This window comes from Pseudomonas sp. PA-1-6B (assembly GCF_021609545.1).
Taxonomy (GTDB): domain Bacteria; phylum Pseudomonadota; class Gammaproteobacteria; order Pseudomonadales; family Pseudomonadaceae; genus Aquipseudomonas; species Aquipseudomonas fluorescens_BV.
In genome coordinates this window covers 1-23,018 of record NZ_WJZM01000083.1, presented here as the reverse complement: position 1 = coordinate 23,018, position 23,018 = coordinate 1, and the positions used below count along the sequence as shown (strand labels likewise).

The following is a 23,018-nucleotide window of genomic DNA, read 5'->3' as shown; positions in this document are numbered from 1 at the left end:
CGCTACAACAGTGTAAGGCGCCACAGTTACAACGGTTACCACTCACCGATAGCGGCGGAAAAGCTAGCGGCGTGAAAACCGATAAGAATGTCCAAAATTACTGGACCAGATCAAGCCAGCTCCCACATTGATTAGCGTTTTGACAGGGCACCATTCATCAAGCCGTCAACAAACCTGTCCATATCCCCTGCGAGGCTGGGTGGATGACTGATATAATCCCAGGCCTTTCGTGGAGAACAGACTTTTATGCCAACGTCCTTTCTGGAAATTGTTGAACTGCCTGACGGCCGAATCGAACTGCGCCGGGCGGAGGACGAGGGTTCTCTGGTTATTCTGGATTTCTCCGAAGACGCCAAGGTCTTCCTGCAAGGCCAGCACGTCGAAGTGGCTAAAGCCATGTTGAGCGTGGGCGTGCAGATGGCAGGTCGCCTTGCCGAAGGCGAGCCGGAGAAAGAAGAAGGGCCGCGCGTTCTTCACTGAGTCCTTCGTGAAGGCTGCTTCTGTGGCGCGCCCATCATTACCCCAATCGAATATTCAAACTCTGTGCATCACCCGTACGCGCAGCGCTGATCAGTTGCTGCTTGGCGCTGGCATTCAGCGGGTTCAACCAGCTCACCACCGTATGGCTACGGCCCAGGCGCAAGGCTTCGCAGGTTAGCTGCTGGGCGCTTTGTGCACCGCGTGGTTGCAGCAACAGGATACGCTCGCGGTTGAGCCCGGCGTCCCGCAGCCAGGCCTGGGTGAGGCTGGCGGGCGGGGCGATCAATGTCAGCCAGCGGGCGTCCTGATCTTCACTCAATTCGCGCAGGATAGGTGCCAGCAGGTTCAGGCAGCTCTCAGCCGCACCGCGCAACGACAATTCACTGAACGCCTCAGGTTCGCCGCCCCAGGGGGCTTCGACCGTTTCCTTGAGGATTGGCGCGAGGGGCTGGGCCATGAAGGCCTCGAACAGCGACAGTTGTGTGTGTTGTGGGGTGTGCACGAGCTGCATGATGCCTCCTTTAACGGCGAATGACGCCGACACTCAAGCCTTCGATCACCAGGTCCTGGTCTTTCAGGTTGACTTCGATCGGGGCAAACTCAGGGTTTTCGGCCAGGAGCCAGACCTTGCTGCCTTCGCGCTTGAAGCGTTTGACCGTGACCTCGTCGCCGATACGGGCAACGACGATCTGGCCATTGCGGGCTTCGCGGGTGGTATGCACGGCCAGCAGGTCGCCGTCGAAGATGCCCACGTCCTTCATGCTCATGCCGTGCACACGCAACAGGTAGTCGGCACGCGGATGGAAGAAGGTCGGGTTGATGTTGCAGGATTCCTCGACGTGCTGCTGCGCCAGGATCGGCGCACCTGCGGCGACGCGACCGATGATCGGCAGTGTCGACTCGTCTGCCTTGGCTTCGAAGCCAGGGATGCGAATACCCCGCGAAGCACCCGGGGTCATCTCGATCGCACCTTTGCGAGCGAGGGCCTTGAGGTGTTCCTCGGCGGCGTTCGGGGACTTGAACCCCAATTCCAGGGCAATCTCCGCACGGGTAGGCGGGTAACCATTGTCATCAAGGCAGCGCTTGATAAAAGCCAGAATCTCAGCTTGGCGTGGCGTCAGTTTTAGCATGTTGATCGCTCTGTCTTTTTATACAGTGACTGGGATTATATACAGTGAACTGCGCTTGGCAATCATCCTTTTTGGCGGCTCCGCTGGACGGTCATCCGTCAGCCGTCCTACAGAGCAGAAGCGGCGCCGCCTACAGAGCTGCGAGGATATGATTAAATAGCGGTGAAACAGATGACCGACCAGCCGCAAAGCGGACCCGCAGGCTTGACAAGACACACTCTGAAACGTATGTTTCAAACAAGTGTTTGTCAGGCGGAGTAGCCATGGCCCAGTCGGAAACCGTTGAACGCATTCTCGATGCTGCCGAGCAATTGTTCGCGGAAAAAGGATTTGCTGAAACTTCATTGCGTCTGATCACCAGCAAGGCTGGGGTCAACCTGGCCGCCGTGAATTACCACTTCGGCTCGAAAAAGGCCCTGATCCAGGCGGTGTTCTCACGCTTTCTGGGCCCGTTCTGCGCAAGCCTTGACCGTGAGTTGGAACGCCGCCAGGCCAAGGCCGATCACAAGCCCAGCCTGGAAGAGCTGCTGGAAATCCTCGTGGAACAAGCGTTGGTCGTGCAGCCCCGCAGCGGCAACGACTTATCGATCTTCATGCGCCTGCTTGGCCTGGCGTTCAGCCAGAGCCAGGGCCACCTGCGCCGTTACCTGGAAGACATGTACGGCAAGGTGTTCCGCCGCTATATGCTGCTGGTCAACGAAGCGGCCCCGCGTATTCCGCCTATCGAACTGTTCTGGCGTGTGCATTTCATGCTCGGTGCCGCAGCTTTCAGCATGTCGGGTATCAAGGCGCTGCGGGCAATTGCCGAGACCGATTTCGGTGTGAACACGTCCATCGAGCAAGTCATGCGCCTGATGGTGCCGTTCCTCGCCGCTGGCATGCGCGCCGAAACCGGCGTCACCGACCCGGCCATGGCCACCGCTCAGTTGCGCCCACGCAGCAAAACCGTACCGGTCGCCGCCAAGGTTTGATCGTTGCGGGTGGGCGCGGCCGCTTGCATCCGCTAAGCTAGCCGCCATGCCGATTTCAGCTATCTATTCGCAACCCGTCGTCCTTGCCGTGCCTGGCAGGGACCACGGGTTGTGTGCGTTATTTAAGGAAGGTTTATGACCGCTGCCCTGCAAGGTTCTTTGATGGTCGACGTCGCCGGTACCTGGCTCACGGCCGAGGATCGTCATCTGTTGCGCCAACCGGAAGTGGGCGGCCTGATCATTTTTGCGCGCAATATCGAGCACCCGCGTCAGGTTCGCGAATTGAGCGCAGCCATTCGCGCAGTGCGCCCGGACTTGCTGCTGGCTGTAGACCAGGAAGGCGGCCGCGTACAGCGTCTGCGCCAAGGCTTCGTGCGCCTGCCGGCCATGCGTGCGCTGGCGGATAACCCCAACGCTGAATACCTGGCTGAGCAGTGCGGCTGGATCATGGCCACCGAGGTGCTGGCGGTGGGCCTGGACCTGAGTTTTGCCCCCGTGCTGGACCTCGACTACCAACGCAGCGCCGTGGTCGGTACCCGTGCTTTCGAAGGCGACCCCGAGCGTGCTGCCGTGCTCGCGGGTGCATTTATCCGTGGCATGAACAGCGCCGGCATGGCCGCCACCGGCAAGCACTTCCCTGGCCATGGTTGGGCCGAGGCTGATTCCCACGTCGCCATTCCCAATGACGAGCGCAGCCTGGAACAGATTCGCGCCAACGACCTGGTGCCTTTCGCACGCCTGAGCAAGCAATTGGCCGCCGTGATGCCGGCGCACGTCATCTACCCGCAGGTCGATGCCCAGCCCGCTGGCTTCTCACGCCGCTGGTTGCAGGACATCCTGCGCGGTGAGTTGCAGTTCGACGGGGTGATCTTCAGCGATGACCTGTCCATGGCTGGCGCCCATGTGGTCGGCGATGCGGCCAGTCGTATCGAAGCGGCGCTGACCGCCGGTTGTGACATGGGCTTGGTGTGCAATGACCGTGCGGCGGCCGAGCTGGCGCTCAGTGCAGCACAGCGGATGAAGGTCACGCCATCGGCGCGGATTGCGCGTATGCGTGGGCAGGCGGTTGCGTCGACTGATTACAAGCAGGATCCGCGTTGGCTGACAGCGCTTACTGCGTTGCGAGACGCGCAACTGATTGAATAAACGTTGCTGTGCTCTTAAACAAGCTGGGTGTAGGAAGCGTCTTAATGTGGCTGTAGCGATCTCGTACCGCCTTGTAGGAGTCGCCTTGCTTTAAATCTCGTTGCTGACCGATGTAGAGTCCTGTTCCATGAATGACCTGATTGCACGTATCGTCGAGTTGGATTGGCAGGAATACTTTGACCCTCGTTCGCTGGAGCGTGGGTTTGAGTATGCTGGCGAGAATCGCCTTGAGATAAAAGAATTCGGGCACGACAGGCTGATTGCACAGTGCAAAGGGTCTGGCCGTAACGTCTATTCCCTGGTGATCAGCCTGGAGGATGCAGCATCCCGCTGGACGGGCATCAGGTGCGTCTGTTCTTGTCCGGTGGCGATCAATTGCAAGCACGCAGCTGCGGCCTTGTTTACGTTGACCGCGCTGTATGACGAGCTGAACGAACCAAAAAAGCAGGTGGCTGACCGTCTGAGTCCGCAGCTCGAAAATTGGCTTGAAAGTATCCCCAAGCCTACCCAGGTGGATGAGGTTCAGCCTAAGAACACTGGTACCTGTTTGCTGTACCAAATCTCCCCCGATCCCTATTCGATGAGGTGGTCCTTAGAGGTATATCGGGCGCGTGTGACGAAAAAAGGTGATTACAGCGATATCAGGCCGCTGTACTCGATGGATGAAACATTGCGCCGTGCCCCTGGTTATATGCATGAGTTGGATACACGCATTGGTCGACTGCTGATGTTGGGCCGCTCTTATGGGAGCTATGGCAGCAGCTTTGAGCTGGCGGGTGAGATGGGGGCCGAAATTCTCCAATTGGCGCTGAAAACCCAACGCCTGTTTCTTGAACTGGGCCCAAGACTGGCGCTTAACCCCGGCCCGGCCCGCACTGCGCGTTTCGATTGGGCCGTGTTGCCCGATGGCAATTACATTCCCAGCTGGATCAGCGACGGGCGAGAGCTGGACGATGTGCTGCCCCTCAAACCGATTCATTATCTTGACCTCGATAACATGGCGGTTGGGGTGATCGAGCATGGGTTGGATGAAAATCTGGCCGTGCATCTGTGCACATTGCCGATGATTCCAGCTGATCAAGTCGCGTTATTCAGTCATCGCATCAGTGCGGCGTCCAGGGTGATTCCTCCGCCGCGCGAGTTGACCGAGTGTGTGGTGGATACGTTAGAGCCTCAAGGATGTCTCATTCTGGGAAGCGACGAGTCCTACGTCTACAGCCAGGCGCACCGTCGGCAAATGCTCACTTTGGAACATCGCGCTGCCTTGGCTTTCCGCTACGACACAAGCCTGGTCAGCGGCAAGGGCACTGAGGACATCCTGTTTCTCAACGGTACCGAAACCCAACGCATCCAACGCAAGCCTGTGGCTGAAAAAGCCCTGCGCAAGACGCTCACAAGGATCGGCTTTAAAACGGTCAATCGCAAAACCCGTGCCCTGCCTGCCGGTGCTGGAGAGATGTTCGATCTACCCAACGATGAAGCCTGGCTGGCTTTTGTTGAAAGGGCGCTGCCGGTTCTGCGTGAAGCAGGGTGGGACGTCGTCATCCATCCGGGGTTTTATTACGATGTGGAGGCTGTAGACGGCTGGTACGCGGACATCGAAGAGTCGCCCGGTCATGAGTGGTTCGACCTCGAGTTGGGCATCGAGGTCAGCGGCGAGCGTTATAGCCTGCTGCCAATCGTACTTGACTTGATGCGTCGTCAACCCAAGCTGCTTGACGCCGCCTATATGGCCGAGCGTGATGATGATGAGCGCGTGTTGGTCAGCTTGGGTGCCCGTACTCATACCAAAGTTGCGCTGCCCTACGGTCGTATCAAACCTCTGATGGCGACCCTCGGCGAGCTCTACTTGCGCGCACCTGAAGGCGATGCGCTGCGCCTAAGCGCGCCGGATGCGGCACGGCTCAGTAACCTGGATGCACTACCCTTGGTCTGGCAGGGCGGCGAGCGACTGCGTGATTTCGCCAAGCGCCTTAAAGACTCCATGCACGTTCATGTGCCGGCTCCTCAGGGCCTGAACGCGGAACTGCGCGGCTATCAGCTCGAAGGGCTGAACTGGATGCAAACCCTGCGCGAGCTGGAAGTCGGCGGGATTCTGGGTGACGACATGGGGCTTGGCAAAACCCTGCAGGCGCTCGCCCATCTGCTTTGCGAAAAGCAGTCTGGCCGCTTGCAGACACCTGCACTGGCGGTGATGCCCACCAGCCTGATCCCGAACTGGATGGACGAAGCTGCACGCTTTACGCCACAGCTAAAAGTCCTGGCGCTGCACGGCGCGCAGCGTCAGGCTGATTTCACGCGTCTTGCCGATTACGACCTGATACTCACTACCTACGCACTGTTGCCGCGAGACCTTGAAGTCCTGCAGCCTCAGCGCTGGAGCGTGCTGATCCTCGACGAAGCGCAAAATATCAAGAACCCTAATAGCAAGGCGGCCCAGGCGGCTCGTCAGTTGGAGGCCGGCCAGCGTTTATGCTTGAGCGGTACGCCTTTGGAAAACCATCTGGGCGAGCTGTGGTCGCTGTTTCATTTCTTGTTGCCGGGCTGGTTGGGGGATAGCAAGACCTTTAATCGCGATTACCGCACGCCCATCGAGAAACACGGTAATGCCCAACGGATGCAACATCTTACGGCGCGTATCAAACCGTTCTTGTTGCGAAGGAAAAAGGAGCAGGTCGCGACGGAATTGCCGCCCAAGTCCGAAATTGTGCACTGGGTCGAGCTGAGCGACGCACAGCGGGATGTTTACGAAACGGTACGTGTGGCGATGGACAAAAAGGTGCGCGACGAAATTAGTCGGCATGGCGTGGCCCGCAGCCAGATCATCATTCTTGAAGCGCTGCTCAAACTGCGCCAGGTGTGTTGTGACTTGCGCCTGGTCAAATCTGCGCCGCTGACTAAAGCTGCCAAGGTTGGCACCGGCAAGCTGGGCAGCTTGATGGAAATGCTGGAAGAGTTACTCAGCGAAGGGCGGCGGATTTTGTTGTTCTCGCAGTTCACCTCAATGCTGGCGCTGATTGAAGAAGAGCTCAAGCAACGTGGGGTTGAGTATTCGATCCTGACGGGAGACACCCTTGACCGACGTACCCCAGTCAAGAATTTCCAGGACGGCAAGACACCTTTATTCCTGGTCAGCCTGAAAGCGGGCGGTACGGGCTTGAACCTGACGGCGGCTGACACGGTGATTCATTACGACCCGTGGTGGAACCCGGCGGTGGAAAAGCAGGCCACCGACCGTGCGTACCGCATCGGGCAGGACAAACCGGTGTTCGTGTACAAGCTGATTGCCCGGGGCACAGTGGAGGAAAAAATTCAGGCGTTGCAGTTGGAGAAGGCCGCTTTGGCCGATGGGGTGCTGGAAGGTGGTGCCAGTGCGGGTTGGAAGCTGGAGCAGCGGGATATCGAAGCGCTCTTTGCACCTTTGCCTGGCTGAAAACCGCGGCGCGGCCATCGCAGGCAAGCCAGCTCCCACAGGGGAATGCATTTCAAATGTGGGAGCTGGCTTGCCTGCGATATCACTCGAATAGTCAGCGCTTCTCTTGCTTGTTGGGCAACGGCGCAAACAACGCTTCAATCTCGTCATTGCCCAACTGCCAATCCCCCGTGGTTCGCCCATCCAGCACGCCCGCAGCCAGATCGGACTTCTCCTTCTGCAAGTGCTGAATTTTCTCCTCCACCGTGCCCCGGGCAATCATCTTGTACACGAACACCGGCTTTTCCTGCCCGATGCGGTACGCACGGTCGGTGGCCTGGTTTTCCGTGGCCGGGTTCCACCAGGGGTCATAGTGGATAACCGTGTCGGCTTCGGTCAGGTTCAGGCCCACGCCGCCGGCCTTCAGGCTGATCAAAAAGATCTGCAACTTACCGCTCTGGAAGTCTTTCACCGGTGTACGTCGATCCCGGGTCTGGCCAGTCAGCAGGGCGTAGGCGATGCCGCGCTTTTTCAGTTCGGCCTCGATCAGGCTCAGCATCGAGGTGAACTGCGAGAACAGCAGGATCCGGCGGCCTTCGGAAAACAGCTCGTCGAGCATGTCCATCAGGCTGTCGAGCTTGCCCGAGCTGCTGCCACGCGCGGGCAGGGTGGCGTCGTTTACCAGGCGCAAGTCGCAGCACACCTGGCGCAGTTTGAGCAGGGCTTCGAGGATGATGATCTGGCTGCGGGCCACGCCCTTGCGGGTGATCTCGTCGCGGACCTTTTTATCCATGGCCAGGCGCATGGTTTCGTACACGTCGCGCTGGGCCTCGTTGAGGTCGACCCAGTGGATGATTTCGGTCTTGGGTGGCAGTTCGGTTGCCACTTGTTCCTTGGTGCGGCGTAGCAGGAAGGGTTTGATCCGACCGTTGAGGTGCTGCAATCGCACCTCGCTGGCACGTTTTTCAATCGGCACGCGGTAATCACGGTTGAAGCTCTTCACGTCGCCCAGCCAACCCGGCAACAGGAAGTGGAACAGCGACCACAGTTCGCCCAAGTGGTTTTCCAAAGGCGTGCCGCTCAGGCACAGGCGTTGGCGGGCATTCAGCTCGCGTGCGGCCTGGGCCGCCTTGCTGGACGGGTTCTTGATGTACTGCGCTTCATCCAGGATCAAGACGTGCAAGGGCAGGGCGGCGAGCTGTTCAATGTCCTTTGGCAGCAGGGCGTAGGTGGTCAGCAGCAGGTCGTAGTCCTGCAGGTTGGCGAAGTGTTTCTTACGTCCTGCGCCATAAAGTGCCTGCACTCTCAGTTGCGGGGTGAAGTGCGCGGCTTCATCCAGCCAGTTCGGGATCAGGCTGGTGGGCATCACGACCATGCAGGGCCGATCAAGGCGCCCTGCGTTTTTTTCGGTGAGGATGTGCGCCAGGGTCTGCAAGGTTTTGCCCAGGCCCATGTCATCCGCGAGTATCCCACCCACCTCCAGTTGGCGCAGCGACTGCATCCAGCTCAGACCTTCCAGCTGGTAGGGGCGCAAGGTCGCATTCAGGCCTTCGGGCGCCACACAGGTGAAATCCTTGATATCGCGCAGACGCTGGGCGAAGTTGCGGATCTTCTCGCCGCCTTCCCATTGCAGTGGCAGGTCTTCCAGCGGATTGAGGCGAATCGCGTCGGCCTTGGCCAAGCGCAGCGCGGTGGTGCCGGCTTCCTGCAGGTAGAACTCGCCGAGGGTCGCCAGTACCGGCTTCAAGCGGCCGTAGGGCAGCGCCACTTGCAGCGGGCCGTGGCCGTTGGGCAGGCCGGGGATGTTCACCAGGATCAGCTCTTCATCGCGGCGCCGCGCCAGTTTCTCCGGGTTGAGGATCTCGGTATGAGAGCGCATCAGGTTCAGCAGGATCGGCAGCAGGCTCAAGCGTTCGCCATTGACGATAATGCCCAGCTCCAGGTCGAACCAATCGCGTTCCGGCCCCTCATCGACCGTGGCATACCAGTCATCGACGGGACTGAGGTCAAAGCCGAAGTCTTCATCGATCTGCAGCTCCCAGCCCTCGGCACGCAAAGTCGGCGACACATTGAGGGTGAAGTTCAGCCAGGCACTGTCATTGACCATCTCGAACAGCTCGCCGGCACTTTCCGGCAGGGCCTTGCTCTGGCGCGTGGCGATCTTGAAGCCAAGCAGGCGCAGGTGTTCGCGATAGGCCTGTTCTTGCTCGGGTTGGCGCTTGATCCGCAGGCTCTGCGTCTCCTGGCGCACAATGATGTCGGCATTTTTTTGCCCGCTGACATAGTTGCCCAGGTAGTTGAACGACAGCGCCGCACGGTGCTGGATATAGCGCTGCATCTTGCCGTTGCGCGGCTCGAACGCGCTGAATTCCACGCTGGCCAGCCACAGGCGCGGCACCGGTTGCACGTCGTCCATCACCACCTGCGGCAGGACCACGCGGTTATCGAGCACCGCCTGGAGTTTTTCCAGCAGTTGCGCATCCTGGGCCGCTGCCGGGTAGGCCAGCGTTTCCTGGACCTTGAGCAGTACCGCCGCGATGTGTTTGCAGTTGGTGTGCACCGGGCACGTGCAGCGGCTGTCCACCAGGATCAGCAGGCCCTTGGCCGATTCGCGCAGTGAGATGGTCTGGCGGTAAACATTACCGCCCGAGCCTTCGCAACTGGCGGTGATGGTGCTGTCGCCGCACTCGACGATGCGCACGCGGTTCTCCAGGGCGTAGCGCCGCCCGCGCTCGAGGCTTTGCTCTTTGAAGCGATTGGCCCACGAAGGGGCCAGGGGTTTGGTCAACGACGACGTCAGGGGCATGGCGCGCAATCAGTCCTGAAGGTCGGGCGGTGGTGCGCTGGGTGGCTTGGCGGTCAGCGAGGTGATCTTGATCAGCAGCGCCAGGTGGCCGCCATCCAGGTAGTTGAGCTGGTTGTTCTTGGTGCGCACGTCTTTCTGGCTCAAGTGTTCGCTGGCGATTACGCTGCCGTTGCCGTCGAACTGGTTGATCCAGAAGTCCGCGTCGATATCGGTAAAGCGCCCCAGTTGCAGGCTCAACACCCCTTCGATAGGGAACTGGCCGAATTGCTCCTGGCCGTCGGTGATCGCCACCTTCACCGCTTGCTCGCCCAGGTTCTGTTCCCAGGCCTTGTGGGCGAGCACCGTGTAGTTGGTGTCGGCGCGCAGCTTGTCGACGATATTGCCCAGGCGCGGCGGGCTCATCCGCTCACCCAGGCGCGGCGCTCCCGCATCCCAGTTTTCCGGGGCGGCGCGGCTGCTGATCACCGGTTCCGCATTCTGGCGCACCAGGATCATTTCCACCTGATACAGGCTGTCGGCAAAGGCCGAAGGTGCGAGTACCACCAACAACAGGCTCAAAATGCGGAACACGCGCATGGGGGCGTCCTTAAACGGATTTCGGAATGAGGCGTTCAAACAGCGCCTCCAAGGTGTTGAAGCGTTCTTCGGCACGTTCCATCGGCACCATGAACTTGAACAGCGTAGCCCCTTCGAACTTGTAGCGGTTGGGCTGGCCCTGGATCAGCTTGATCAGCACCAACGGGTCGACCGGCGTCTGGGCTTCGAATTCGATACGCCCGCCTTGCGGCCCGGCGTCGACTTTCTTGATGCCCAACTGCTCGGCCTGCAACTTGAGCAGGGTCAGGCGCACCAGGTTCTTGGTCGGTTCCGGCAGCAGGCCGAAACGGTCGATCATCTCTACCTGCAAGTCCTTGAGGCCTTCTTCGTCGGCCGCCGAGGCAATGCGCTTGTACAGGATCAACCGTGCATGCACATCCGGCAGGTAGTCTTCGGGAATCAACGCCGGCAAGCGCAGGTTGATCTCCGGGCCGCCGCCCAAGGGTTGGTCGAGGTTCGGTTGTTCGCCTTTGCGGATGGCTTTTACCGCGCGTTCAAGCATCTCCATATACAGCGTGAAACCCACCGCCTGGATCTGCCCGCTCTGGCCGTCGCCGAGCAATTCACCGGCACCACGGATTTCCAGGTCATTGGTGGCCAATACAAAGCCGGCCCCGAGGTCCTGGGTATTGGCGATCGCTTCCAGGCGTTTTTCCGCATCGGAAGTGATCTGCTGGCGCGGCGGTGTGAGCAGATAGGCATAGGCCTGGTGGTGACTGCGCCCGACGCGACCGCGCAATTGGTGCAACTGCGCCAGGCCGAACTTGTCGGCACGCTCGATGATGATGGTGTTGGCGCTCGGCACGTCGATGCCGGTCTCGATGATGGTCGAGGCAATCAGCACGTTGAAGCGCTTGTGGTAGAAGTCGCTCATCACTTGTTCGAGTTCACGCTCGCGCATCTGCCCATGGCCAATGGCGATACGTGCTTCCGGCACCAGCTCGGCGAGGTCGGCGGCGCATTTCTCGATGGTCTTTACGTCGTTGTGCAGGTAATACACCTGGCCGCCGCGCAGCAGTTCGCGCAGCAGGGCTTCCTTGACCGTGCTCTTGTTATGCTCCATCACGAAGGTGCGCACCGACAAACGACGCGCCGGTGGCGTGGCGATGATCGACAGGTCGCGCATGCCCGACACCGCCATGTTCAGCGTGCGCGGAATTGGCGTGGCGGTGAGGGTGAGGATATCGACTTCACTGCGCAGGGCCTTGAGCTGTTCTTTCTGGCGCACACCAAAGCGGTGTTCTTCGTCGATGATCACCAGGCCCAGGTTCTTGATCTTCACATCGTCCGACAGCAGCTTGTGAGTACCGATGACGATGTCGATCTTGCCCTCGGCCAGGTCGGCGACGGCGGCGTTCACTTCCTTGGCGGACTTGAAGCGGCTCATCACCTCCACGGTCACCGGCCAGTCGGCAAAGCGGTCGCGGAAGCTGTTGTAGTGCTGCTGGGCGAGCAGGGTGGTCGGCACCAGGATCGCCACCTGGCGACCGCCGTGCACCGCAATAAAGGCTGCACGCATGGCCACTTCGGTCTTGCCGAAGCCCACGTCGCCACACACCAGGCGATCCATCGGCTTGGGCGCGAGCATGTCGGCGCGCACCGCTTCGATGGTGGTTTGCTGGTCCGGGGTTTCTTCGAAGGCGAAGCCGGCACTGAAAGTGGCGTAGTCGGCTTTCGGGTCGGCGAAGGCATAACCTTCGCGGGCAGCACGGCGGGCATAGATGTCGAGCAGTTCGGCGGCCACGTCGCGCACCTGTTCGGCGGCCTTGCGCTTGGCTTTCTGCCAGGTCTCCGAGCCCAGTCGGTGCAACGGCGCCAAGGCGTCGTCGCTGCCGGTGTAGCGGGCGATCAGGTGCAGGTTGGCCACCGGCACGTAGAGCTTGGCGCCCTCGGCGTATTCCATGGTGAGGAATTCGGCGGCCTGGTTGTCGATCTCCAGGGTCTGCAGGCCCAGGTAGCGGCCCACGCCATGGTCGATATGCACCACCGGCGCGCCTTCGCGCAGCTCGGTGAGGTTCTTGATCACCGCGTCGTTGTTGGCATCGGCGCGTTTTTCCCGGCGCCTGCGCTGCATCACGCGCTGGCCGAACAGCGGGCTTTCGGCGATCAAGGCCAGCGCCGGGTCATCCAGCTGCAGCCCTTCGTCCAGCGGCGCGATGGTGATTGCCAGGCGCTCTTTGCTGGCGACAAAGTCCGGCCAGCTGTCGACGGTTTTTGGCCGCAGCTTCAGGCGTTCCAACAGCTCCAGCAGCACTTCGCGACGCCCGGCGGATTCGGCGGTGAACAGCACGCGGCCCGGGAAGTCACCGAGGAAGTTCGACAGCGCCTCCAGCGGTTGCGTGGCTTTGGCCTGGATCGCCAGATCGGGCAACGCGCTCGCCGGGAAACGCTCGCGGCCACTGCCGGTATCCACGTCCTGCTGGCTGGCGACTACCCGCGGCCAGTTTTTCAGGCGGGCGAAGCAGTCTTCAACTGGCAGGAACAGTTCAGCGGGCGGCAATAAAGGCCGGGATGGATCGACGCGGCGTTCTTCATAGCGGTTGCGCACGTCGTTCCAGAAGTTTTCCGCCGCCTGTTCGATACCCGGCAGCGAGAACACCTGGGTGTCCTGGGGCAGGTAGTCGAAGAGGGTGGAGGTTTCGTCGAAGAACAACGGCAGGTAGTACTCGATACCGGCAGGTGTAATCCCGCTGCTCAAGTCCTGGAAGATCGGGCAGCGACGGAAATCCACGTCGAAGCGTTCGCGAAAGCGCGCCTTGAAGCGCGTGACCGCGTCTTTTTGCAGCGGGAACTCCCGCGCCGGCAGCAGCTTGATCGAGTCGACCTTGTCGATGGAACGCTGGTTCTCCGGATCGAAGGTGCGCAGCGTCTCGATCTCGTCATCGAACAGGTCGATGCGGTACGGCAACTTGCTGCCCATCGGGAACAGGTCGATCAAGGCGCCGCGCACCGCGAACTCACCGTGCTCGTACACCGTGTCGACGCAGCGGTAGCCGCTGGCTTCCAGGCGCGTGCGCATCTGCTCGACGTCGAGCTTCTGGCCCACGTCCAGCACCAGGCTGCTGCCGAGCAGGAACTTGGTCGGTGCCAGCCGGTGCAGGGCGGTGGTGATCGGCACCACCAGCACGCCGTGGGCCAGTTCCGGCAAGCGGTACAGGCTGGCGATGCGCTGGGAGATGATGTCCTGGTGCGGCGAGAACAGGTCGTAGGGCAGGGTTTCCCAGTCGGGAAAATGCAGCACCGGCAAATCCGGGGCGAAGAAGCTCAGCTCCTGCTCCAACCGTTCGGCACTTTGGCTGTCGGCGGTGAGCAGCAGGGTAAAGCGCTTGGCTGCGCTGGCAGCCTCGGCAATGGCCAGGCTTAGGGCGGCACCGGGCAGGTTGCCCCAATGCTGTTTACCTGCCGCGGCAGGGAGTAGCGGTAGACGCAGAACGGGCACGGAAGGTTGAGCTCCAAGCGTTGCGACAAAGTCGGTAATTGTAACGGCCCCAGGTGCCGCCTGTCAGTTGCTGACTGTGCCTATTACGGTTTGCAGGAAATGTAGTGGCTAAGACAAACAATGGCGGGTTTTGACTCAATATGTAGTGCCAAAATGCGCGAATGTTTAGGAGAGTTACGGACAAGTCGGCCCGCTCGCCAAACTAGTGGCCTTCTGGAACCCGCGTATTTCCTGGGCTGTAGCGCGGTGGTATTTTTTTGCAAGGGCTTTTTGTTGCCCTTCGCGCATTGCTCAACGCTCAGTCGGGCGACATAATGTAGCCCCTTTTTTCTGCCCCTACATGTGGAAGGTTCCCGTGACTCAGAAGCCCGACCAGTGTCTTGGTGAATGGATCGACCGTGAAGCACTCGCTGAAGCGATGATTCCGCTTATCGGTCAGCTGTACCGCAATAACAATGTGGTGAGCTCGATCTATGGCCGCAGCCTGATCAACCAGTCTGTCATCGCGATTCTCAAAGCGCACCGCTTTGCGCGCCATCGCTCCGCCGACGACAGCGAACTCTCCGTCCACGAAACATTCCCACTGCTCAAAGCCATGAGCGAGCTCAAGCTCGGCGCGGCTTCGGTAGACCTGGGCAAGTTGGCCTACAAGTTCCGTAAAGAAGGTGCCGGCCGCACTGCCGAGCAGTTCGTACGTGAAGAAATGGCCGATGTGGTTGGCCAGCAAAACGCTGCCGCCCGCAAAGGCACCGATGTGGTGTTGTACGGCTTTGGCCGTATCGGCCGCCTGCTGGCGCGCATCCTGATCGAGAAAACCGGTGGCGGCGACGGCCTGCGCCTGCGTGCCATCGTGGTGCGCAAAGGCGCCGAGAACGACCTGACCAAGCGCGCCAGCCTGCTGCGTCGCGACTCGGTACACGGCTCGTTCAATGGCACCATCACCATTGACGAAGAAAACAACACCATCACCGCCAACGGTAACCTGATCCAGGTGATCTACGCGAAGAACCCGACTGAGGTGGATTACACCCAGTACGGCATCCAGAACGCCCTGCTGGTGGACAACACCGGCGTATGGCGTGATGCCGAGGGCCTGGGCCAGCACCTGGCATGCCCGGGTGTCGACCGCGTTGTGCTGACCGCGCCTGGCAAGGGCAAGCTCAAGAACATCGTGCACGGCATCAACCACGCTGAAATCACCGCTGACGACAAGATCGTGTCTGCCGCTTCCTGCACCACCAACGCCATCGTGCCGGTGCTCAAGGCTGTGAATGACAAGTTCGGCATCGTTAACGGCCACGTTGAAACCGTTCACTCATACACCAACGACCAGAACCTGATCGACAACTTCCACAAGGGCGATCGCCGTGGCCGTAGCGCCGCGTTGAACATGGTGATTACCGAGACCGGTGCTGCCACCGCCGCTGCCAAGGCCCTGCCTGAGCTGGCCGGCAAGCTGACCGGTAACGCGATCCGCGTACCGACGCCGAACGTGTCGATGGCCATTCTCAACCTCAACCTTGAGAAAGCCGCCACCCGTGAAGAGATGAACGAGTACCTGCGCTACATGGCGCTGCACTCCGACCTGCATAAGCAGATCGACTTCGTCAATTCCCAGGAAGTGGTCTCCACCGACTTCGTTGGCTCGCGCCATGCTGGTGTGGTGGACGCCGAAGCGACCATCACCCAGGACAACCGTGTTGTGCTGTACGTGTGGTACGACAACGAGTTCGGCTACAGCTGCCAGGTGGTTCGCGTGATGGAAGACATGGCTGGGGTCAACCCGCCTGCGTTTCCGCGCTAAGCCTTTGCGCTGAATGAAAAAGCCCCGACTGGTTCGGGGCTTTTTTATGGCTGTGGGTTTTGTGGTGTGTGGGAGGGCTTTATCGCAGGCAAGCCAGCTCCCGCAGTTGAACTGCATTTACCTGTGGGAGCGGGCTTGCCTGCGATGACGATGGAACCGTCAACGCCGCCATCACTTGAATAGCGTGTTGCGCAAACTGTCCGACAGCCCTTTGGGCCCGAGCCAGATACCCAGGTAGGCCTTCGCTAACTCAGCATCTGGGCTGCTGAACACCACCTGCCCATTAATTTCCAGATTCAACCCGCGCCCCGGACGAAAATCCAGGGCATAGCGATCACCGCTGCGAATATCCCGAAAGCGCGCGTGCAGCTTGGCTATCTCTGGGTTCAACCCGGCATTGGCTTGCTGGCGCTCCAAGGTGACGGTGGCCGCCTTGATCACATCATCGCGGTCAATGTCGCGAAAGTAATACAGCGCCAGGCGCACAGCCTTCTGCTGGTCCCAGGCCTGCTTTGCCGGCAGGTCAGCGGGTGCATACAGCGCGGCGGCATACACATCCGCCCAGAGATAGTTGAACACCGCCTGGTTTTTCAGGGCCAGCCCCTCGACCTGTGCGGGGAAGCTTGCCTGCTTGAGCCGCTGTGCATCGTTGGCGTGCGCCGTGAGCGACACCATTAGCATCAAACAGAAAAATAGTTGTCGCATAATGGCTCATCCTGAATTCGACGCTGATGTGCGTCCTGTAGTATGGCAACACTGGCCTACGACGCGACCAAGGGTTAATGTTCGCGGCGCTCGGCCTTCTATAGACTGTGCCCCGGTTCACACACTTGAGCCAAATTGTCCTTCATGCTCGCTGGCCGCGGCATGATTTAGCCCGGCGTCCAACCGTACGCCTGGCCTGTTCTGAGGAGTACGCATGGCTGTCTACAACTACGACGTGGTGGTACTGGGTTCCGGCCCAGCTGGAGAAGGTGCGGCGATGAACGCTGCCAAAGCAGGGCGCAAGGTGGCGATGGTCGATAGCCGTCGCCAGGTCGGCGGAAACTGCACCCACCTGGGTACCATCCCGTCCAAGGCGTTGCGTCACTCGGTACGGCAGATCATGCAGTTCAATACCAACCCGATGTTCCGGGCCATTGGTGAGCCGCGCTGGTTCTCGTTCCCGGACGTACTGAAAAGCGCTGAAAAAGTCATCTCCAAGCAAGTCGCCTCGCGTACCGGCTACTACGCCCGTAACCGCGTCGACCTGTTCTTCGGCACCGGCAGTTTTGCCGACGAGCAAACCGTCGAAGTGGTCTGCGCCAACGGCGTGGTCGAGAAGCTGGTGGCCAAGCACATTATCATCGCCACCGGTTCGCGCCCGTATCGCCCGGCGGATATCGATTTCCACCACCCGCGCATCTACGATAGCGACACCATCCTGAGCCTGGGCCATACCCCGCGCAAACTGATTATCTACGGCGCCGGCGTGATCGGCTGTGAATACGCCTCGATCTTCAGTGGCCTGGGTGTACTGGTCGAGCTGGTGGACAACCGCGACCAGTTGCTCAGCTTCCTCGACTCGGAAATCTCCCAGGCGTTGAGCTACCACTTCAGCAACAACAACATCACCGTGCGCCATAACGAAGAGTACGAGCGGGTCGAAGGCCTGGACAACGGTGTGATCCTGCACCTCAAGTCCGGCAAAAAGATCAAGGCCGACGCCTTGCTGTGGTGCAACGGCCGTACCGGTAACACCGACAAGCTGGGCATGGAAAACATCGGGGTCAAGGTCAACAGCCGTGGCCAGATCGAAGTGGATGAGAACTACCGCACCTGCGTGCCGAACATCTACGGCGCCGGTGACGTGATCGGCTGGCCAAGCCTGGCCAGTGCCGCCCATGACCAGGGCCGCTCGGCCGCTGGCAGCATTGTCGACAATGGCAGCTGGCGCTACGTGAACGACGTGCCGACCGGGATTTACACGATTCCCGAGATCAGCTCGATCGGCAAGAACGAGCACGAACTGACCAAGGCCAAGGTGCCTTACGAAGTGGGCAAGGCGTTCTTCAAGAGCATGGCGCGTGCGCAGATTGCCGGTGAGCCGCAAGGCATGCTGAAAATCCTGTTCCACCGCGAAACCCTGGAAGTACTCGGCGTGCATTGCTTCGGCTACCAGGCCTCGGAGATCGTGCACATCGGCCAGGCGATCATGAACCAGCCAGGTGAGCAAAATACCCTCAAGTATTTCGTCAACACCACCTTCAACTACCCGACCATGGCCGAAGCCTATCGGGTAGCGGCCTACGACGGCCTCAACCGGCTTTTTTGAGCGGCTCCGGCCGGTGGCCTGAGCCGGCCGGGGAGACCGATTTCAGTAATTCTCGAGGGTGGCAGTGGCCAAACCGGGAAAGTCTGTAATCAGGCTATCTACGCCGAAGTCGGCGAGCCTGCGCATCAGCGCAGGTTCGTTGACTGTCCACACGGACACATGCAAGCCCTGGCGCTGGGCTTTTTCCAGCCGCTCGGGGGTGCACAGCGTCCAGTTCAATGCCAAATACTCACAGCCGTAGTTCTGCGCAACCTTCAGCGGGTCGAGCCAGGCATATTCGGCGACCAGGCCGCGTGACAGGTCCGGGGTGAGTTCCACGGCGGCCTTGAGCACTTCCCGCGAGCTTGACGTGACCGTGACCTTGTCCATCAAGCCAAAGCGCACAGCCATTTCGCGAATCGCCAGCACAGTGGTGGCGGCACGGGTGCGCGAGGCGCTTTTGACTTCCAGTTGCCAGTGATCGAAGTCGCACTGTTCGAACAACTCCTCCAGGCGTGGAATCGGGCAGGGGCTTACCCAGCCTGGGCCGCCTTTGCGCGCGTCCATTTTCACCAGATCAGCCGCCGAGTACTCGACGACCTTGCCGCGCCGGTCGGCGGTGCGCTTGAGGGTCGGGTCGTGGATGACCATCAACTCGCCGTCCATGGACAGGTGCAAGTCCAGTTCGCAACGACGTACGCCGTGTTTGAGACATTCCTGAAAACTGGTCAGGGTATTTTCCGGTGCTTCGCCTTTGGCACCGCGGTGGCCGTAAATCAGGGTCACAGTTGCTCCTTTGCGCCAGGATGGCTGGCGTCGTGAATACGCATTCAGAGGTCTTCGCTTTGTTCTCGCGCCAGGCGGCGTTCCTGGGCCTGTTTCTGCAGGATATAGCGCGCCAGCAGTTGGCGTTGGGCGTCGGTCATGGACTCGAACTCCGTGCCCACATCAAAGCCGTCGCCCTTGGGGTCGCAATGGGTCACCCGCGCGCGCAGCAACAGGCCGAGCGCCTGGGGCATCAGCACCAGCTTGACCGCCAGGTGAGTGTCGGCGGCCAGCGGTGTCGGGTGCTGGAAGTCGATGCCGCCCTCGGAGAGGATCACCGGTTGCGGCGCACCCACCTCGTTCAGCAAACCGCGAGCCATGACCTGGCTGAGCAGATCCAGGCGTTTGTTCTGCACTTTGAGGAAGGCCGCCAGGCTGCGGTCTTTCTCGCTGATCTGGCGCAGCAGGTGCTGGGCTTCGAATTCGCTCAAGTGCAGCTCGCTGAGCAGATTGAACAGCGGTGAATCATCCAGCAACACTTCCTTACTCGCCGCGTCGGGGCCCGACAGGGGTTTGATTTGAAGTGCGATCATGTCGTCGATACGGTAGTATTCGCGGCGCTCTTCTTCATCTAATGTCGACATGGCGAACCCCAGGTAACGGTAATGGTCTGAGTGTAAAGCTGCTGACCAGACCCCGCCACCGGGACGTCTTCTTTTCCTCCGAACAAGCCCCGACATGTTCAGACCTCTCTTCGTATTTATCGGCACGCGTTATACCCGTGCAAAGCGTCGCAATCATTTTGTGTCGTTCATTTCCTTGACCTCGATGATCGGTCTCGCCCTGGGCGTGGTCGTGATGATCGTGGTGCTGTCGGTGATGAATGGCTTCGATCATGAGATGCGCACCCGCGTGCTGGGCATGGTGCCCCACGCGACCATCGAGGGCGATGCGCCCATCAACGACTGGCAAAGCCTGGCCGCCAAGGTCCAGCAGAACCCCAAGGTGGTGGCGGTAGCGCCGTTTACCCAGATGCAGGGGTTGCTGACCAACGATGGCAAAGTGCAGAAGATCCTACTCAATGGCATCGACCCGGCCCAGGAGCGCAACGTCTCGATCATCGACAAGTTCATGTTGCAAGGTAAGCTCGACGCGCTGTCGCCGGGCAGCTTTGGCATCGTCATCGGTGACAAGGCAGCGGCCAAGCTGGGCGTAGGGGTTGGCGACAAGCTGACCTTCGTCGCCCCGGAAGTCACCGTGACCCCGGCCGGCATGTTCCCGCGCATGAAGCGCTTTACCGTGGTGGGTACCTTCCACGTCGGCGCTGGCGAGATCGACGGTTACATCGGCCTGACCAACCTCACCGACCTGGCCCGCCTGCATCGCTGGCAGCCCGACCAGGTGCAGGGTCTGCGTCTGAAATTCAACGACCTGTTCGATGCGCCGCGCGGCGCCTGGGAAATTGCCCAGCACCTGGGGGAGACCGAGTACTACGCCCGCGACTGGACCCGCACCCACGGCAACCTGTACCAGGCCATCCGCATGGAAAAAGCCATGATCGGCCTGTTGTTGTTGCTGATCGTCGCCGTGGCGGCCTTCAACATCATCTCCACGCTGGTGATGGTGGTGAACGACAAGAAGGGCGATATCGCTATTTTGCGTACCCTGGGCGCCACGCCGGGGCAGATCATGGCGATCTTTATGGTGCAGGGCACCGTGATCGGCGTGGTCGGCACCCTGATCGGCACGGCGGTGGGCATTCTGGCCGCGCTGAACGTCAGCGCCGCCATCGCCCTGCTTGAAAAGGTGATCGGCCACAAGTTTCTCAACGCCGACGTCTACTTCATCGATTACTTGCCGTCTCAGGTGCAAACCCAGGACGTGCTGATGGTGGGCGGCGCTGCGTTGGTCCTGAGCTTCCTTGCCACCCTGTATCCAGCCTGGCGCGCGGCACGTACCCAGCCAGCACAGGCATTACGTTATGAGTGAATCGGGCATGAGTGAAAAAGCAATCCTGAGCTGCCGCAACCTGGGCAAATCCTACGAGGAAGGCCCGGAGTCGGTGGTGGTGCTGTCGAACCTGCAGCTTGAACTGCATCCGGGCGAACGCGTGGCGATCGTCGGCAGTTCCGGTTCCGGCAAAAGTACCTTGCTGAACCTGTTGGGCGGCCTCGATACGCCGTCCCAGGGCAGCGTCTGGCTGGCCGGGGAAGAACTGTCGGCGTTGAATGAAAAGGCCCGTGGCCAACTGCGTAACCGCTCGTTGGGCTTTGTGTACCAGTTCCATCACTTGCTGCCGGAATTCACCGCCCTGGAAAACGTGTGCATGCCGCTGTTGATTGGCAAGACCGCGATTCCTGAAGCGCGTCAGCGTGCCACGGCCTTGCTCGAGCGCGTCGGCCTCGGCCATCGCCTGGAGCACAAGCCAGCGGAGTTGTCCGGTGGTGAGCGCCAGCGCGTGGCGATTGCCCGTGCCCTGGTGAACAACCCGGGCCTGGTGATGCTCGACGAGCCGACCGGCAACCTCGACTCCCACACCGCCCAGGGCATCAAGGACTTGATGCTGGAGCTGAGCACCCAGATGCGCACCGCGTTCCTGGTGGTGACCCATGACATGAGCATGGCCCGGCAGATGGACCGCGTACTGCATTTGCAGGAAGGTCATCTGGTCGCTATCTGACCTGTTGCAAGCCCGGTTTTTTGAGGTCGGGCTTTTTCATTTTTCCAACGGTGCCCGCGAATGTTCAGACCGTTATCGATTTTTATCGGCACGCGCTATACCCGCGCCAAGCGCCGCAACCGTTTTGTCTCGTTTATCTCGATGACCTCGATGATCGGCCTCGCCCTGGGCGTATTGGCGATGATCGTAGTGCTTTCGGTGATGAACGGCTTTCAGCGTGAAATGAGCTCGCGCATCCTCGGCATGGTGCCCCACGCCACCATCGTCGGCGTAAAGCCGATTGATGATTGGCAGCCGGTGGCCGCCGCCGCGATGAAGAATCCGCAAGTCACCGCCGCTGTGCCCTTCACCCAGATGGATGGCATGTTTTCCTATAAGGGCGCGATGCAGCCCATCGAGATCAGCGGCGTCGACCCGGCTCAGGAAGGCAAGGTGTCGATCGTGGCCCAGCACATCGTGCGCGGCAAACTCGACGACCTCAAACCCGGCGAGTTCGGTGTGGTGGTCGGTGATATCACTGCGCGGCGTTTTCGCCTGAACGTGGGCGACAAGCTGACCCTGATCGTGCCGGAACTCAGCAGCGCCCCGGGCGGTATCACCCCGCGCATGCAGCGCCTGAATGTGGTGGGCATCTTCAAGGTCGGCGCCGAACTGGATGGCTCCATGGCCCTGATCCACATGGCCGACGCCGCTGAAATCCAGCATTGGCAGCCCAACCAGGTGCAAAGCGTGCGCCTGGCGGTGAAGGACCTGTATGCAGCGCCCAAAGTCTCGGCAGATATCGCCGCCAGCCTGGGCGCGGCTTACAAGCCGGATGACTGGACCCACACCCAGGGCAGCCTGTTCAGCGCGATGAAAATGGAAAAGACCATGATCGGCCTGCTGTTGCTGATGATCGTCGCCGTGGCGGCGTTCAACATCATCGCCACCTTGATCATGGTGGTGAACGACAAGGGCGCGGACATCGCCATCCTGCGTACCATCGGCGCTACACCTCGGCAGATCATGGCGATCTTCATGGTGCAGGGCACCGTGATTGGCGTGGTCGGCACCTTGATCGGCGGCGTGCTGGGGGTGATTGCGGCGCTGAACGTGAGTGAGCTGGTGGGCTGGCTGGAGCGGGTGAGCGGGCAGCATATCTTCAGTTCGGATGTGTATTTTGTCAGCAACCTGCCTTCGGAGCTGCAAGGTGGGGATGTGTTGCTGATTTGCTCGGCGGGGTTTGTGTTGAGCTTCTTGGCGACGATTTACCCAGCGTATCGGGCGGCGAAGATTGAGCCGGCGCATGCGCTCAGGTATTCGTAACCTTTAGGACCGCTATCGCAGGCAAGCCAGCTCCCACATTGTGACTGTATTCACAGCTCAAATTGTGGGAGCTGGCTTGATCTGGTCCAGTAATTTTGGACATTCTTATCGGTTTTCACGCCGCTAGCTTTTCCGCCGCTATCGGTGAGTGGTAACCGTTGTAACTGTGGCGCCTTACACTGTTGTAGCG

General features: G+C 60.3%; 17 protein-coding genes. 9 read left to right on the top strand and 8 right to left on the bottom strand.

The window, feature by feature from the left end; translation table 11 throughout:
- The first annotated feature begins 246 nt into the window (after positions 1-246).
- A complete protein-coding gene (locus GIV35_RS25620; RefSeq protein WP_003189656.1) occupies positions 247-480 on the top strand; it encodes a hypothetical protein in 234 nt (77 codons plus the stop codon).
- A gap of 37 nt (positions 481-517) precedes the next feature.
- Here GIV35_RS25620 and sulA read toward each other — a convergent pair whose 3' ends face one another.
- A complete protein-coding gene (gene sulA, locus GIV35_RS25615) occupies positions 518-991 on the bottom strand; it encodes an SOS-induced cell division inhibitor SulA (RefSeq protein ID WP_005786162.1) in 474 nt (157 codons plus the stop codon).
- Between the two features lie 10 nt (positions 992-1,001).
- Positions 1,002-1,610 carry a transcriptional repressor LexA gene (gene lexA, locus GIV35_RS25610; protein ID WP_003172575.1) on the bottom strand — a complete coding sequence of 203 codons (609 nt, stop codon included), beginning with the start codon at positions 1,608-1,610 and terminating at the stop codon, positions 1,002-1,004.
- Positions 1,611-1,873: 263 nt separating this feature from the next.
- On the opposite strand from lexA, the gene GIV35_RS25605 reads away from it, so the two are divergent.
- From GIV35_RS25605 to GIV35_RS25595, 3 genes are all read left to right on the top strand, one after another.
- Positions 1,874-2,581 carry a TetR/AcrR family transcriptional regulator gene (locus GIV35_RS25605; RefSeq protein WP_034126647.1) on the top strand — a complete coding sequence of 236 codons (708 nt, stop codon included), beginning with the start codon at positions 1,874-1,876 and terminating at the stop codon, positions 2,579-2,581.
- 135 nt (positions 2,582-2,716) lie between these two features.
- Positions 2,717-3,727, top strand: a complete 1,011-nt coding sequence (nagZ, locus tag GIV35_RS25600) for a beta-N-acetylhexosaminidase (protein ID WP_213153443.1) — start codon at positions 2,717-2,719, stop codon at positions 3,725-3,727.
- Positions 3,728-3,854: 127 nt separating this feature from the next.
- Complete coding sequence (locus GIV35_RS25595; RefSeq protein WP_236265063.1) at positions 3,855-7,160, top strand: DEAD/DEAH box helicase; 3,306 nt, start codon at positions 3,855-3,857, stop codon at positions 7,158-7,160.
- A 94-nt stretch (positions 7,161-7,254) separates the two neighbouring features.
- Here the strand turns inward: GIV35_RS25595 and GIV35_RS25590 are convergent, their stop codons facing one another.
- Genes GIV35_RS25590 through mfd form a run of 3 tightly spaced genes read right to left on the bottom strand, consistent with a single transcriptional unit; the run spans position 7,255 to position 13,981 of the window.
- On the bottom strand, positions 7,255-9,945 hold the full coding sequence (locus GIV35_RS25590; protein ID WP_223024585.1) for a DEAD/DEAH box helicase: 2,691 nt from the start codon (positions 9,943-9,945) through the stop codon (positions 7,255-7,257).
- 9 nt (positions 9,946-9,954) lie between these two features.
- Positions 9,955-10,521 carry a CsiV family protein gene (locus tag GIV35_RS25585; protein WP_034126649.1) on the bottom strand — a complete coding sequence of 189 codons (567 nt, stop codon included), beginning with the start codon at positions 10,519-10,521 and terminating at the stop codon, positions 9,955-9,957.
- Between the two features lie 10 nt (positions 10,522-10,531).
- Positions 10,532-13,981 (bottom strand): transcription-repair coupling factor, encoded by a 3,450-nt coding sequence (mfd, locus tag GIV35_RS25580; RefSeq protein ID WP_236265062.1) that lies wholly within the window; start codon positions 13,979-13,981, stop codon positions 10,532-10,534.
- A 340-nt stretch (positions 13,982-14,321) separates the two neighbouring features.
- Between mfd and GIV35_RS25575 the strand changes: the two genes are divergently transcribed.
- Positions 14,322-15,785 (top strand): glyceraldehyde-3-phosphate dehydrogenase, encoded by a 1,464-nt coding sequence (locus GIV35_RS25575; RefSeq protein WP_032873405.1) that lies wholly within the window; start codon positions 14,322-14,324, stop codon positions 15,783-15,785.
- 171 nt (positions 15,786-15,956) lie between these two features.
- Here the strand turns inward: GIV35_RS25575 and GIV35_RS25570 are convergent, their stop codons facing one another.
- Complete coding sequence (locus tag GIV35_RS25570) at positions 15,957-16,490, bottom strand: chalcone isomerase family protein (RefSeq protein ID WP_236265061.1); 534 nt, start codon at positions 16,488-16,490, stop codon at positions 15,957-15,959.
- Between the two features lie 214 nt (positions 16,491-16,704).
- On the opposite strand from GIV35_RS25570, the gene sthA reads away from it, so the two are divergent.
- The gene (gene sthA / locus GIV35_RS25565) at positions 16,705-18,099 is read left to right on the top strand and encodes a Si-specific NAD(P)(+) transhydrogenase (RefSeq protein WP_003189670.1); all 1,395 of its coding nucleotides are present in this window, start codon (positions 16,705-16,707) and stop codon (positions 18,097-18,099) included.
- 42 nt (positions 18,100-18,141) lie between these two features.
- On the opposite strand, the gene GIV35_RS25560 is transcribed toward sthA, so the two are convergent.
- Together GIV35_RS25560 and GIV35_RS25555 are read right to left on the bottom strand one after the other, a co-directional pair.
- Positions 18,142-18,864 carry a glycerophosphodiester phosphodiesterase gene (locus tag GIV35_RS25560; RefSeq protein ID WP_198714783.1) on the bottom strand — a complete coding sequence of 241 codons (723 nt, stop codon included), beginning with the start codon at positions 18,862-18,864 and terminating at the stop codon, positions 18,142-18,144.
- A gap of 44 nt (positions 18,865-18,908) precedes the next feature.
- Positions 18,909-19,487 carry a PilZ domain-containing protein gene (locus GIV35_RS25555; RefSeq protein ID WP_054899069.1) on the bottom strand — a complete coding sequence of 193 codons (579 nt, stop codon included), beginning with the start codon at positions 19,485-19,487 and terminating at the stop codon, positions 18,909-18,911.
- Between the two features lie 94 nt (positions 19,488-19,581).
- On the opposite strand from GIV35_RS25555, the gene GIV35_RS25550 reads away from it, so the two are divergent.
- Genes GIV35_RS25550 through GIV35_RS25540 form a run of 3 tightly spaced genes read left to right on the top strand, consistent with a single transcriptional unit; the run spans position 19,582 to position 22,828 of the window.
- Complete coding sequence (locus GIV35_RS25550; protein ID WP_072434385.1) at positions 19,582-20,832, top strand: lipoprotein-releasing ABC transporter permease subunit; 1,251 nt, start codon at positions 19,582-19,584, stop codon at positions 20,830-20,832.
- Between the two features lie 7 nt (positions 20,833-20,839).
- Complete coding sequence (gene lolD, locus GIV35_RS25545) at positions 20,840-21,523, top strand: lipoprotein-releasing ABC transporter ATP-binding protein LolD (RefSeq protein WP_019818240.1); 684 nt, start codon at positions 20,840-20,842, stop codon at positions 21,521-21,523.
- A gap of 60 nt (positions 21,524-21,583) precedes the next feature.
- Entirely contained in the window at positions 21,584-22,828 is a 1,245-nt protein-coding gene (locus tag GIV35_RS25540) for a lipoprotein-releasing ABC transporter permease subunit (RefSeq protein ID WP_014717521.1), read from the top strand.
- The last annotated feature ends 190 nt before the right edge of the window (positions 22,829-23,018 follow it).